Origin of the sequence: Aeromonas molluscorum 848, assembly GCF_000388115.1 — a bacterium.
GTDB lineage: Bacteria > Pseudomonadota > Gammaproteobacteria > Enterobacterales > Aeromonadaceae > Aeromonas > Aeromonas molluscorum.
The window spans coordinates 13958-27498 of the sequence record NZ_AQGQ01000036.1 but is presented as its reverse complement, the minus strand read 5'-3'; the positions used below and the strand labels follow the sequence as shown (position 1 = coordinate 27498).

Below are 13541 nucleotides of genomic sequence, written 5' to 3'. Positions count from 1 at the left end.
CCTTGCAGAGCTCGTCGATGGCGGCCTGGATGTGGCGCTCGGATTCGGTATCCAGTGCGGACGTCGCTTCATCGAGCAGCAGCACGGGGGCATCGCGCAACAGGGCGCGGGCGATGGCGATACGCTGGCGCTGGCCACCGGACAGTGAGGCGCCATTCTCGCCCACCACGGTATCGTAACCCTCGCTCATCTTGCTGACGAACTCATCGGCATGGGCCACCACGGCGGCATGACGGATCTGCTCGAGGCTATAGCGATCTCCGGCAGCATAGGCGATGTTGTTGGCGACACTGTCGTTGAATAGATGCACATGTTGGGAAACCAGGGCGTATTGCTTGCGCAGATCGCTCAAGCGGTACTCCTGGATGTTGATCCCATCGAGCAGGATTTCCCCTTCGTCTATGTCGTAGAAACGGGTCAGCAGGCTGGCGATGGTACTCTTGCCAGAGCCCGAGCGCCCCACCAGCGCCACGGACTTGCCCGCCTCGACCTTGAAGCTGACATTGTGCAGCGCCGGGGTCAGCTTGGTCGGGTAGGTAAAGGTGACATTGCGAAACTCGATCTCGCCCCGGGCCCTGTCCAGAGGACGCGTACCGGTATCGGGTTCAGGTTCGCTGTCGAGCAGGCCAAACAGACTCTGGCAGGCAGTGATGCCCTTCTGGAACTGGTTGTTGATGTCGGTCAGGCTTTTCAGCGGCTTGAGCAGCATCATCATCGAGGTGATCATGACAGTGAAGGTGCCAGCAGTCAGGGTCTCACGCACCCCGTCGACCGTCGCCGCATAAAGGAAGACGGCCAGGGCGATGGACGCCACCATCTGCACCACGGGTGTGCCGATGGCATTGGCCGCGACCATTTTCATGTTTTGCTGACGCATATGGTTGCTGACACGGAAGAAGCGCTTGGACTCCACCTCCTGGCCACCGAACATCAACACCTCCTTGTGACCCTTGAGCATCTGCTCGGTCGAGGTGGTAATGTTGCCCATCGCCTTCTGGATCTGACGGCTGATGGTGCGGAAACGGCGGCTGATGAAGCTAATCAAGACACCGACCACGGGGCCCACCACCAGGAAGATGATGGAGAGCTGCCAGGAGTGCCAGAACATCAAGCCGAGCAGGCCAATAACGGTCGCCCCCTCTCGCACGATGGAGACCAGAGTCGAGCTCGCCGCAGAGGAGACCTGGCTCGCATCATAGGTCACCTTGGAGAGCAGGGCGCCGGTATTCTGCCGGTCGAAGAAGCTCATCGGCATGGCCATCAGATGATTGAACACCTGCTGCTGCAACTTGAGCACCACATGGTTACCGACCCAGGCCATGCAGAACGTAGAAAGGAAGGTTGCGACGCCGCGCAGCGCGACTATGCCCAATACGAAGAAGGGCATCCAGGTCAGCACCGTCTTGTCGTTACCATTGATACCCTGGTCGATCAGCGGCTTGATGGAGTAGACGAAGGCGGTGTCGACCGCCGCATAGCCCAGCATGCCGATGATGCCGCCCGCCAGACCCAGCTTGCGATCGCGAACGTAGGCGAGCAGCCGCTTGAACACGGGCCAGCTCTCTTGAGAGGTATCTTGAGAGTTATCTTGTTGCATGAATCGCCGTTATAAATGGGAAATGACGGGCTATTCTAGCCAAAGCTGTGGTTTCCACCAAGCTCCACTGCGTCGATACCAGGGACCGGTATCTCGCTCCCCCTGGATATCAAGTCCATTTGGCCCCACTTCAATCAAAATCGCCCCCGACTGCCCACTGACCCATTGCCGCGAATCGGGCACCAGGGCGCGATAGCGCGCCACGACTTCAGGGCGTGGAAAGTGCCAGCGGTTCATGAATCCGGCGCTGTGGATCACCTCCCTTGCCGCAACGGCGGCCACGAAGCCCGGGGTTGAAGAGGTTTTGCTACCATGATGCGGACTGACCAGCACTGTGCTGTGCAGCCCCTGCCCTTCGAGCGCCAGCAGGCGCGCTTCGGCTTCCCGCTCTATGTCGGCGCTCAGCAGCACACTCACCCGGCCATCGCCTATCTGCAGCACGCAGCCATCATTGTTGCGTCCGGCGCCGCTGCGCTCCGGCCACAGCATGCGCAGCGTCAATCCTTGCCACAGCCATTGCTGACCACGCCGACAAGCCTGCGTGCCAGGCGAGAAAGCGTAAGAAGAGTACTCAGCCCTGACCGACAGCGCCGCGTGCAGGGCCTCCCTGTTACCCGCATGATCCCGGTCTTTGTGACTCAGGATCAAGATGTCAAGCTCATCGACCGACAGCCGATGCAGCAGCGGCAAGATGGCCGCATCCGCCATGTTGTAGCCACCGGGATAGCGATCGCCGGTATCAAACAGGATGTGATGACCACGGCTACTGAGCAGCACCGCCAACCCCTGCCCCACATCCAGCACTCTGACCTGCCAACTGGGTGGCGCCGGCCAGCAGGCAAGCAAGGCGGCGGCGAGCAGCGGCAAACCAAGCCAGCGACCGCCAGGCAGGGTGCAGGCTAGCCAGCCCAGCAGAAGCAAGATACTCAGCGGCAGCGCCCAGCCTGGTAGCGGCCACCAGAGTGCCCACTGGCTATTGAGCCACTCCAGACTGACCATGAGATAACCGAGCGCCCCATCTGCCAGCCAGAACAGGCCATGAGCGAGGCTCGGGGAGAAGAGACTCACCAGTACCGCAATCAGTGCCAGAGGGATGATGAAGAGGCAAAAGAGCGGCAAGGCGAGCAGATTGATAAACAGCGCCAAAGGCGCCATTCCCTCGAACAACGCAAGTTGCAGCGGCAACAAACCGAGCAGCAAGATCCCTTGTAGCCGCAGCAGACTGGGTCTGCCATAGAGGTAACTCGCCCCCATCAAGAGCGCCACCGCCAGGAAAGAGAGCCAGAATCCGGCGGCGAAGAGTGCAAAAGGGTCCCACAGCAAGATGGCCACAAAGGCCAGTAACCAGACGCGATACGGGGGCCAATCCCTTTTCCATACTCGCAGCATACTCCAGACCAACACCATGATGAGGGCCCGCTCGGTCGCCACCGCAAAACCCGCCAACCAACTGTATGTACCGGCAAAGAGCAGAGTGCCGACCAGCGCCCCTTTCAGCCCAAACAGTCGCCCCAGCCAGAAACCCAGCACGGCGACCAGGGCAATATGCTGACCCGAGATGGCGATGATGTGGGTCAGGCCTGCGCCGCGAAACAGCTCCCATTGGCGGTCCGAAATGCCACCTTGTTCGCCAAAGGTGAGCGCTGCTAGCAAAGGCGCCTGCGCCAACCCTTGCCAGGCTTGCCCGGCACTGGCCAGCCAGAGTGTCCGCCAACCGGGTGGCTCGAGCTCGACCCGAATAAGGCGACGCAGGTTGCCGGTCGCGCTGATCCCCTTGCCCAGCAACAGGCGACGACCATCCATGCCGGCCTCATTGGCCAAGCCATGGGCGGGTTTGAGAGAGGCTGCCAGGGTCAGGATCGAGCCCGATGTCAGCTCGGGTAAAGTTTGGTAAGCATTGATGCGCACCAAGGGAGGCAGGGGTAAGCTGCGACCATCAAGCTCGATGACCTTGAGTTGTAGTCGCGTAAAATTATCATTTTGAGGCTCTGCACTTTGCAACTGTGCGGTTATGATGTGGCTCGCCTGCTCCCCCAGGGTGTCCAACCAGGAGAGCCGAGCCTGCATGTTTACTTGCATCCAGAGGATGCCCAATAGCAGAAACAGCAGCCGCCAGGCGCGTATAAAACAGAAGGGGATCAGCAGGGACAGCCATAATCCCCCCCATTGGAATGAAGGCAACCATGGCCAAAGCAGACAGGAGCTTGCCCCGAGGGCAAACGACAATAAACGCAGATCCATGGAGCAAGTATTTAGCAAGGTTTCATTATGCCCAAACATCTCATTAAACGCTGGATGCCGGATCATAAAACGCTCAAGGAACACAAGCACTTACGTCTTTTCGGCGACCTGCTGCTCGACGCCAATCTCTGGCATTTGAATCGCCGCTCCGCCGCTGGCGCCTTTGCGGTCGGTCTCTTCATGGCCTGGATCCCCGTCCCCTTCCAGATGCTGTTGGCCGCCGGTGGCGCCATCCTGTTTCGCGTCAACCTGCCGCTCTCGGTTGCCCTGGTCTGGCTCACCAACCCCCTCACCATGCCGCCTCTGTTCTACGCCGCCTATGTGGTTGGCTGTCATCTGCTGGGCCAACCCTCCCAGCATATAGAGATTGAATTTACCTGGAGCTGGCTGACATCTGTCTTCGAGACCATAGCCCCGCCTCTGCTGCTCGGCTCCCTGGTACTGGCCATCCTCAGCTCCATCACCGGTTATGTGGTAGTACGCGGCCTCTGGCGGCTGAGCATAGTGCGCCAATGGCGTAACCGCGGCGCGGACAAAGAATGAACAACCACTGGCGCAGTCGATTAAAGGTCACTCCAGAGCAGCTACGCCAGCACAAGTGGTTTGCTCTGTTTGGCGAACGCCTGTTCGCACCGGCGCTTTGGCAATCGGGCACCCGGGCGCTATCCGGTGCCTGCGCTGCGGGGTTGTTCGCATCCTGGGTGCCCCTGCCGATGCACAGCCTGATCGCCGTGGGACTGGCAGTGCTTTTTAGCCTCAATCTGCCCCTGGCTCTGCTGGCGGTCTGGTTCAACAACCCCATTACCCTGCCCTTCATGTATCTGTGGGCTTATCGTACCGGCTGCACACTGCTGCAGCTGACCCCGGCCCCTTTTCATCTGGAGTGGTCGCTGGCCTGGTTCGAGCAGGAGGCCGCCAGCCTGTTGCCCCCTTTCCTGCTCGGCAGCCTGCTGCTTGGCCTGTTGACCGCGAGCCTGGGAGGGCTGCTTTGCGCGCTATTGCTCCGCTTGTTTCGCCGTCATCGAACAGGTTAAAACCGGTATAACCCCCGTCTCCTCTTCGTGACAGGCGTGTTGCCCAGCGTTGATTCTCCCCCGCTCTACCGGCCCCTTGTCAGGGGCCCATCTTGGCACCACACTGAATACAATCAATCGGTTGCTACTCGAACCTGCCACAAGGAGCTCCCATGGCTGACCCGCTGATCCTCGCCTATGCCGGCAAAAACTCCCTCTCGTTGCTACCCGCCAAGGCCAATCGCCATGGTCTGATAACGGGAGCAACCGGGACAGGCAAGACAGTGACATTGCAAGTGCTGGCGGAGGGTTTCTCCAATCAGGGGGTCCCCGTCTTTCTGGCTGACGTAAAGGGCGATCTCAGCGGCCTGGGCGCGGCGGGGACTAGCTCCCCCAAGCTCGAGGAGCGACTCGGTCAAATGGGCATTGAGGCCCCCGTCTTTTGCGCCAGCCCGGTGGTATTCTGGGATCTTTATGGTGAGCAGGGCCACCCGGTGCGCGCCACCATCTCCGACATGGGCCCTTTGCTGCTCGCGCGGTTGCTTGGCCTCAATGATACCCAGAGCGGCGTATTGGAGCTGGTCTTCAAGGTAGCCGATGATGAGGGGCTGTTGCTGCTCGATCTCAAGGACCTGCGCGCCATGGTGCAGTTCGTCGGCGAGAATGCCAAACGGCTCACCACCAGTTATGGCAATGTATCAAGCGCGTCGGTCGGCGCCATCTTGCGCAATCTGCTCAGCCTTGAGCGGGCCGGAGCCGATCACTTCTTCGGCGAACCCATGCTCGACATCCAGGATCTGCTGCAGACCGATGAACGGGGCCGTGGCCACATCAACATACTGGCAGCGGACAAGTTGACCCAGTCGAGCCGCCTTTACGCCTGCTTCCTGCTGTGGCTGCTCTCCGAACTGTTCGAACAGCTGCCCGAAATTGGCGATCCCGATAAACCCAAGCTGGTGTTCTTCTTCGACGAGGCGCACCTGCTGTTCAACGACACCCCCAAGGCACTGCTGGAAAAGATAGAACTGGTGGTGCGGCTCATTCGCTCCAAAGGGGTGGGCGTCTATTTCGTGACCCAGAGTCCGGCCGACATCCCGGCCAGCGTGCTGGGTCAACTCGGCAACCGGGTACAACATGCTCTGCGAGCCTTCACCCCGCAGGATCAGAAGGCGGTACGTATCGCGGCCGACACCCTCAGGGCAAACCCGGCCTTTGACGCCGCCGGCGTCATCACTGAACTCGGTGTCGGTGAGGCACTGGTCTCGACCCTGGATGAAAAGGGCCGCCCTCAGGTCGTGGAGCGGGCTCTGATAGCGCCCCCCGCCAGCCGAATAGGCCCGCTCACGACGCCCGAACGTCAAGCCCTCATCAAGGGTTCCTTGTTGTTTGGCCAGTATGAACAGACCCAGGACAGGGAGTCCGCCTTCGAACGGCTGAAAGGACAAGCTCAAGCCGCACCTGAGCCACCCCTGTCCGGCAAGGTCTCCGAGCAAGCCGAACCTGAGGGCGGCCTGTTTGGATCTATCAGCGAGATACTGTTTGGCCGCACCGGCCCCCGGGGTGGCCAGCACGATGGAGTGGTGCAGACGGCAGCCAAGAGTGTAGCTCGCACCCTGGGAAACGGAAATGGGTCGCCAGCTGATACGGGGCGTGCTCGGATCCCTGCTCGGAGGCAACAGTAAGCGTCGCCGCTGACAGGGCTATATAAATAAAGAGGCCCGCATCATGCGGGCCTCTTTATTTCTGACCTAAGCCACTCACTCGAGAGAGTGAAGGCTGTCGTCAGATCACCTTGGCGATGGCATCGCACAGAGGATCGATATTGGCATGAGTGATACCCGCCACGCTGATGCGGCCAGAACCCACGATATAGATGCCAAATTCCTGCTTGAGCCGTTCAACCTGGGCCTTGTCCAATCCGGAGAAAGAGAACATGCCATTTTGCTCACGGATAAAGCTGAAGTCCTGAGCAATCCCCAGCGCCGCAAGCTTCTCCACCAGCAGCTCGCGCATCTCGCGAATGCGCACTCGCATCTCGGCCACCTCAGCCACCCACTCGGCATACAGGGCTTCATCCTGCACTATGGTGGTCACCACGGCAGCCCCATGGGAAGGCGGGTTGGAGTAGTTGGCACGGATCACCGTCTTGACCTGGGTGAAGGCCACATCGGCAACGGCCTTGCTGGCGCTGACCAACGTAAAGGCACCGACCCGTTCGTTGTAGAGCCCGAAGTTCTTGGAGAAAGAGCTCGCAACCAGCAACTCGTCGTGACTGGCAGCGAAGATACGCAGCCCCTCGGCATCCTCTTCGATACCACGGGCAAACCCCTGATAGGCGAAGTCAAACAGCGGCAACCAGCCAGCGGCCAGGCTCTGCTCGGCCAGGGCTTGCCACTGCTCACGGGTCGGATCGATGCCGGTCGGGTTGTGGCAGCAACCGTGCAGCAGCACCAGATCGCCCGCTTGCGCCTCGGCCAGAGAGGCTTGCATGGCGGAGAAATCGAGCCCTTTGCGGCTAGGATCGTAATATTTGTACCACTTCACCTCAAGGCCGGCGGCCTGGAAGACGCTGACGTGGTTGGCCCAGGTTGGATCCGAGATCCAGACCGTCTTGCTCAAGTTGTTGCGCACCACAAACTCGGCGGCGATACGCAGGGCACCCGTGCCCCCCGGCGCCTGCGCCGTCTTGACCCGACCGCTGTTGATAAGCTCGGCGCCCTTGCCAAACAGCAGCTGTTGCACGACGGAGCCATAGGCGGCCGTGCCCTCGATGCCGAGGTAGTTCTTGCTCTTCTCGTCATTGAGCAGGATCTGCTCGGCTTGTTTAACACTGCGCAGAATAGGAGTGGCTCCGGATTCATCCTTGTAGATCCCGACCCCGAGATTGATCTTGTCGGTACGAGGATCGGCGCGGAAGGCATCGGTCAGGCCCAGAATCGGATCCGCTGGGGCGGCAACAACCTTTTCAAACATGGTTTTCCCTGTGTTCCATTGATTTTATTGGGGGGCGTCCTGGATGGTAAACACAGCGGCCCTTTGGCGGCACTGCGCTTCCTCTTTATACCACCGCCCATCAGGTGGGAAAACCGCTTTTTAGTTCCATGTTTTGCTGACTATCCGGACACGGCATCCCAGCTCGAAGCCAGTGCCATTGCCTCGGCACTGAGCCCCTGCCGCGCAGCAATCAGCAGATGGCAGGCTGAGCGAAAAGCGCGGGGCAGCACGCTGGGCTCCCAGGCTCTTGCTCCCGCCAGCGGACTCCCATAGTGCGTCATGAACGGTGCCAGATCCCGAGGTAGCCACCAGCTTGCCGGGCGCGCGATACGCGCGGCCAGAGCCTGCACCCGCGCCGCACCCGCCGGATCCAGACTCGTGATATGGTGCCAGCTAACCCCGAGGGGCAAGGCGGCCAGCAAGGGCATCAGCAGGTGCGGCGCCTCGCGATCCCCCCATACCAGGATGCTGTCTTTTGGCATCACCAGTTCAGTGAAAATCCCGAGGCTATCGGTGGTGATGACCCGGACGGGCTCCTGACCTGGCCAGATCAACTTGCCAAGCCGTGCCAGACTGCGCTCCGGCAAGCTGATCTCACCCAACCCCTGCAACCAGGGCGCGGCATCAAGCAATTGCCCTCCCTGCAAAAACAGACTAAAGGGGTGGCTAGCCCTCAGCCTGAGGAGGCCATCGCCACACAGACTGATCCCCTTGTCTTCAAAATCTATCTGTTCGGCGGTGCTAAATGGCTGCTCATCCTTGCGATAGAGGGCAGCGAGTACCCGCTGGTTGACCCTCTCCTTGAGCTGCCAGCCTTGGGCATGGATCCACTCCTCCGGACTTGGCGGGGCAACAGACAACTTGGCCAGGGTGAGTTCGCGCTGCAAGTAACGTCGGCCCGCCGGCGTGAGCTGATATTGATGGGCGCCGAGGGAGAGCAGCAGCTGATGACTGCGCAGCAGGCCGATGAGAGGTTGCAAGTTTCTATCCCGCACACTGACCATATCCTGCGCCAATAATTGCTGGGCAAACGTCTGCCACGCCGGATGAGTAAAATCGATCAAGGCCCGCTCCTTCCCTGTCGGGGTAACAAGCTGATTAATCTAACGAATAGTGAAGCTGATACCAAGCTGGGGAAGTAGACAACGTGATGTGGCGCAGGGCAGGCCAAAGAAGAAAAAAGTAAGAGAAAAGAGAAAAGCAAAACGGCCAAGCAAGCTTGGCCGTTTCATCAACTCAATTTCATTTCCCTATACAAGGGAGCCGAGATTAGAAGTTGTATTGCAGGGCAACAGTCCACTCGTCATCGCGGTCGTCGATACCCTGGATTTTGTACTCGGTATAGGCTTTGAACTTGGAAGTGAAGTTGTACTGAACGCCCAGCAGGGTTTCATCAACTTGATCTTCGTAGCTAGTGCTGGTGGTGTTGTTCTTGGCTTCGGTGAAGTTGTAACCAGCCAGGAAGGTCCAAGCGTCAACGTTGTAGGAAGCAGCCAGCTCGTAGCCACGGCCCTTGCCATCCCAACCGGTGTTGTCGTTGTCGATTTTACCCTGGGTGTACATACCGGCGAAGTAGAAACCGTTGATGGCGTAGTGCGCGCCAACAGCCCACTCGTCTTTGTTGCCTTTGTCGTTGGTGGTCTTGTTTTCCAGCTCGGAAGTGGAGTAACCAGCATCGAGGCCCAGACCGAAGTCGAAATCGTAACCGGCAGCAGCAGCGAAGCCGTAGTTACGTTTTACGTCAGGACCGAAAACTTCGTCTTCTTTTACGCCTTGACCGACGTCAGTCACTTTAACAGCGACATCATCGTTGGTCTGGTAGGACAGCTTGCCGGAGAAACCACCGAAGCTGTTGGAATAGATGATCTGGCCTTCCTGACGACCGTCGTAGAAGTTACCTACGTCACCCCATTCGTTGAAGATATCGGTCGCTTCCAGGGCATCGTAGAAGGCGGTATCGGTTTGACCGAAGATGATCTTACCGTACTGGCTGCCGTCCAGACCCACGTAGATGTGACGGGAGTTGAATTTGTTGTCGGAGTTTTCGGCAGAAACCTGCCACTCGGTCTTGGCGATACCAGACCAGGTGTCGTTCAGGGCAACTTTGCCGGACCAACCCAGACGGGAAGAACCAACCAGCTCACCATCGGCGTCGTCATGCTCACCGTAGTAGTTAGCCTGTACACGGCCGTAAACGTCAAAAGAGGTACCGTCTTTGTCATAGATGACCGCGGCGTTAGCGGCGGAAGCAAACAGAGCCGGGATAGCAATAGCCAGAATTGTCTTTTTCATAGTTTCCAATGCCTACTGTAATTAAACACTAAGTTGTTGTTATTCCCTGTGTTAGCGATGTTCTTTGCATCACTATGGGGCCCGAGACTAGCATCGGGTTTTGCAATCCGCAATGAAAAAACTTGGAACTTTTCGGTGGATCGATAGTCATAGGGAGAAAAATGTGATCTCGCTCCCATCTATTGCGCATCCTTGAGGGAAAACGTTTACAGCGAAAAACGCTGCTTTTCTACACTCCGAAAGTTGAGTCCCAAGGTGTTTTGTCGCCACGGCGGAACATATGGCGACAGCGTAAGGTAGGGTCTGTCATCACGGCCTCGACCCGGCAGCCGAGTTACGGGTATCCTGTGTTTCTGCCCCCTAAGCCGCGCGCCCATCAAGCCCATGTTATCTACCCGTCTCAAAGCCAGCATACGTGCTACCTATCGCCAGATTGCCGACAGCTTGCCCGGTTTCATGCCGCGCAAAGAGCAGAACTTCCTGGTGGCAGAGATAGCCAAGACGCTCACCGGGGAATATGACAGATCCCGCCGCATTCTGGTGGCCGAGGCAGGAACCGGCATAGGCAAATCCCTCTCCTATGCACAAGGAGCCATTCCCGTGGCCCGCCTTGGTCAGAAGAAGCTCATCATCTCCACCGCGACAGTGGCGCTGCAAGAGCAGCTGATCCACAAGGACCTGCCCTTCTATCATCGCCACAGTGAACTGCCATTCAAGTTCATGCTGGTCAAGGGACGGCAGCGCTACTGCTGCGAACACTTGCTGGAACAAGCGGCAAGCGGCGCCGACATGAGCAATTTTGAATTCAACTTCGAGGCACTGAGCAAGCACAAGCCAAGCGCCGGTGACCGGAGTCTCTACCAAGCCCTCTGGCAGGCCTATACCGATGGCAAATGGGATGGAGATCGTGACAACTGGCCAGATCCCATACCCGATCTAGGCTGGCTACGTATCGCCGCCGATCGCCACAGTTGCAACAAGGCACTCAGCCATCATCAGCACTGTCCCTTCCATCGGGCTCGCAATGACATGGAGGCCGCCGACGTCCTGGTGGTCAATCACGCCCTGCTGCTCTCGGACCTCACCATGGGAGGCGGCATCATATTGCCAAGCCCGGATGAGTGTTTCTACGTGCTAGACGAGGCCCATCACCTGCCCACCATCGCGCGGGACCATGGGGCGGCCAGCGCCAGCATCAAGGGTTCGCGCCGCTGGTTGGAGAAGCTGGCCCAGAGTGCCGGCAAGCTCACTCGCACTCTCAATAAAGAGAGCCTGATCGACCCCCAGCTCAAACTGCAAGATGCCCTCACCTCCTTGCAGCCGGACCTCAAGGCCCTGGAACAGTGGCTTAGCGCCAATGAAGGGCTCTTTGGTCAGGATCCCCACTATCGATTCGAAGGTGGCATACTGCCTGAGCCCTTGCCCATGCTGGCCGAAAACCTGAAAGAGGCGAGTAAGAAAGCGCTGCGGGCCCTGGACAGAATGCAGGGTGCCATCGCCGAGGCCCTGAAAGATGGGGAGATCCGCCGCAAGGAGGCCGAGCCGCTGCTGGCCGAGACCGGTTTTCATCTGCAGCGCCTGGAGGGATTCAACGCCCTCTGGGAGATGCTGGGTCGCCATGTGCCGCAAGGCAAAACCCCCATGGCACGCTGGATGGTGAAAGGGGACGAAGGGGAGATCTGGCTGCACGCCTCCCCCATCGAGGTCGGCTATCTGCTGGAAGAGTGGCTCTGGTCACGTTGCCTCGGCGCCGTGCTGGTCTCGGCCACCCTGAGCGCCCTCTCCTCCTTTAGTTATTTTCGCCATCAGGTAGGGCTCAAGGAGCATGATGGCACCCGCTATCTGCGCCTGCGCTCCCCCTTCGATTACCAGAAGGCGGAGCTTTATCTGCCCAAGATGGCCAATGAACCCAGCGCCCCCGGTTTCACCCAGGAGTTGATTGAGGTGCTGCCACGGCTGATCGCGGGCAAGGAGGCGAGCCTGGTGCTCTTCTCCTCCTATCGCCAGATGAACGAAGTGGCGCAAGGATTGCGCGCTAAGGGGCTCTCTTTATTAGTACAGGGCGAGGCGTCACGCAGCGCTCTGCTGACCCTGCACAAGCAAAAATGCGATGGAGAACAGGGCAGCGTGCTGTTTGGCACCGGCAGCTTCTCGGAAGGACTGGACTTGCCCGGCCACTATCTTACCAATCTGGTGATCACCAAGCTCCCCTTCGCCGTGCCCAACTCGCCGGTAGAAGAGGCCACGGCAGAGTGGGTCGAACAACGTGGCGGCAATCCTTTCTTGCAGCTGACGGTACCCGAAGCCTCCCGCAAGCTTATCCAGGCATGTGGTCGCCTGATCCGCAAAGAGACGGACAGGGGGCGGGTGACCATACTGGATCGTCGCCTCTTGACCAAGCGCTACGGCAAGGGGTTGCTCGATGCCCTGCCCCCGTTCAGCCGCCGCATCGATTGAGCCTCGACAAGGCACAAGCAGACCGAGGTTGCTTTATGCTCTGTTCTCCTTGCGCCTCTTTTAGCCGCACATCGATGCGGCGACTGAACGGGGACAAGGGCCGCAGACAGCTTGCCGGTCTCTTGCTCTGTCTATTGAGCAACAGGGTATTAGAGGAAGCGGCCCACCAAGACAAGGGCTGTGCCCCCCTTGGCTATTGCCGCTCTCGTGCAAACCTGCAAAAATGGCCCCTGTTTTCAGCAGGCCATCGCCTGACTGTTCAAGGAGAAGAGATGAAACTGACTGTTTTGGTGCCGGCCCTGGCTGGTCTGTTGTGGGCGGGTAGCGCCCTGGCCAATGTCAAATTGGAAGTCACCCCACCCTATGTGGTGCAGTTGATCGATGGCACATCTATCAATCCCAAGCTGCTCGACAAGTCCAACAGCTTCCCGCTCGAGGCAGGAGATCATCAACTGGTTGTCGCCTTCGAGGGCAACTACTCCAGCCGCAACGACACCAAGTTCGTGACCGCTGAGCCCCTGGTCATCAACTTCACTGCCAAGGATAACCAGCAGCTGACTCTGGATTACAAGAAGCCTCGTAATGAAGCCGAAGCCCAGCAGTTCATCAAGACCCAGAACGTGGTCCTGAAAGACAAGGTGAGCGGCCAGCCCCTCAAGACGGAGCAGTTCATCCTGCCCAAAGTAGAGGGTTTCCAACTGACCCGTGACTATCAGCAGGAGCTGATCTCCATGGGCAAGGCGTTCAACCAGCCAACCACGGTCGCCGTCTCCACCGCCGCCGTGATGGCCTCCGCCAGCGCCCCTGTGCAGGTTGCGCCGAGCAAGGCTCAGAGCAACCCCGAAGCCCTGACCCAGCTGCAAAGCTGGTACAACAAGGCCGATACCGAGACGCGCAAAGCCTTCCAGATCTGGGTTATCCAGCAGCAGTAAGGCCATTGCCATAGA

9 protein-coding genes and 1 pseudogene are annotated in these 13541 nt (G+C 59.0%); 5 read left to right on the top strand and 5 right to left on the bottom strand.

Translation table 11 applies throughout. The features are described from left to right. Together msbA and G113_RS07685 are read right to left on the bottom strand one after the other, a co-directional pair. Positions 1-1597, bottom strand: a 1597-nt coding sequence (msbA, locus tag G113_RS07690; protein WP_005898120.1) for a lipid A export permease/ATP-binding protein MsbA, incomplete at its 3' end; no start/stop codon positions are given. A gap of 30 nt (positions 1598-1627) precedes the next feature. Beyond that, the gene (locus tag G113_RS07685; protein ID WP_040319012.1) at positions 1628-3838 is read right to left on the bottom strand and encodes a DNA internalization-related competence protein ComEC/Rec2; all 2211 of its coding nucleotides are present in this window, start codon (positions 3836-3838) and stop codon (positions 1628-1630) included. 27 nt (positions 3839-3865) lie between these two features. Here G113_RS07685 and G113_RS07680 point away from each other — a divergent pair, with 27 nt between their 5' ends. From G113_RS07680 to G113_RS07670, 3 genes and pseudogenes are all read left to right on the top strand, one after another. Continuing rightward, on the top strand, positions 3866-4381 hold the full coding sequence (locus G113_RS07680; RefSeq protein WP_005898116.1) for a DUF2062 domain-containing protein: 516 nt from the start codon (positions 3866-3868) through the stop codon (positions 4379-4381). Further along, positions 4378-4872, top strand: a complete 495-nt coding sequence (locus G113_RS07675) for a DUF2062 domain-containing protein (protein ID WP_005898113.1) — start codon at positions 4378-4380, stop codon at positions 4870-4872. The genes G113_RS07680 and G113_RS07675 overlap by 4 nt, the downstream gene beginning before the upstream one ends. Before the next feature lie 152 nt (positions 4873-5024). After that, a pseudogene (locus G113_RS07670) lies at positions 5025-6546 on the top strand (helicase HerA-like domain-containing protein). An 87-nt stretch (positions 6547-6633) separates the two neighbouring features. Here G113_RS07670 and G113_RS07665 read toward each other — a convergent pair. The 3 genes from G113_RS07665 to G113_RS07655 form a co-directional block, all read right to left on the bottom strand. Further along, positions 6634-7824 (bottom strand): amino acid aminotransferase, encoded by a 1191-nt coding sequence (locus tag G113_RS07665; protein ID WP_005898108.1) that lies wholly within the window; start codon positions 7822-7824, stop codon positions 6634-6636. Between the two features lie 140 nt (positions 7825-7964). Then, positions 7965-8909 (bottom strand): hypothetical protein, encoded by a 945-nt coding sequence (locus G113_RS07660; RefSeq protein WP_005898106.1) that lies wholly within the window; start codon positions 8907-8909, stop codon positions 7965-7967. 205 nt (positions 8910-9114) lie between these two features. Next, complete coding sequence (locus tag G113_RS07655) at positions 9115-10137, bottom strand: porin (protein ID WP_005898104.1); 1023 nt, start codon at positions 10135-10137, stop codon at positions 9115-9117. A 384-nt stretch (positions 10138-10521) separates the two neighbouring features. On the opposite strand from G113_RS07655, the gene dinG reads away from it, so the two are divergent. Further along, positions 10522-12594, top strand: coding sequence for an ATP-dependent DNA helicase DinG (gene dinG / locus G113_RS07650; RefSeq protein WP_005898102.1), 2073 nt, complete (start codon positions 10522-10524; stop codon positions 12592-12594). 272 nt (positions 12595-12866) lie between these two features. Beyond that, complete coding sequence (locus tag G113_RS07645; RefSeq protein ID WP_005898099.1) at positions 12867-13526, top strand: YccT family protein; 660 nt, start codon at positions 12867-12869, stop codon at positions 13524-13526. Positions 13527-13541 lie beyond the last annotated feature (15 nt).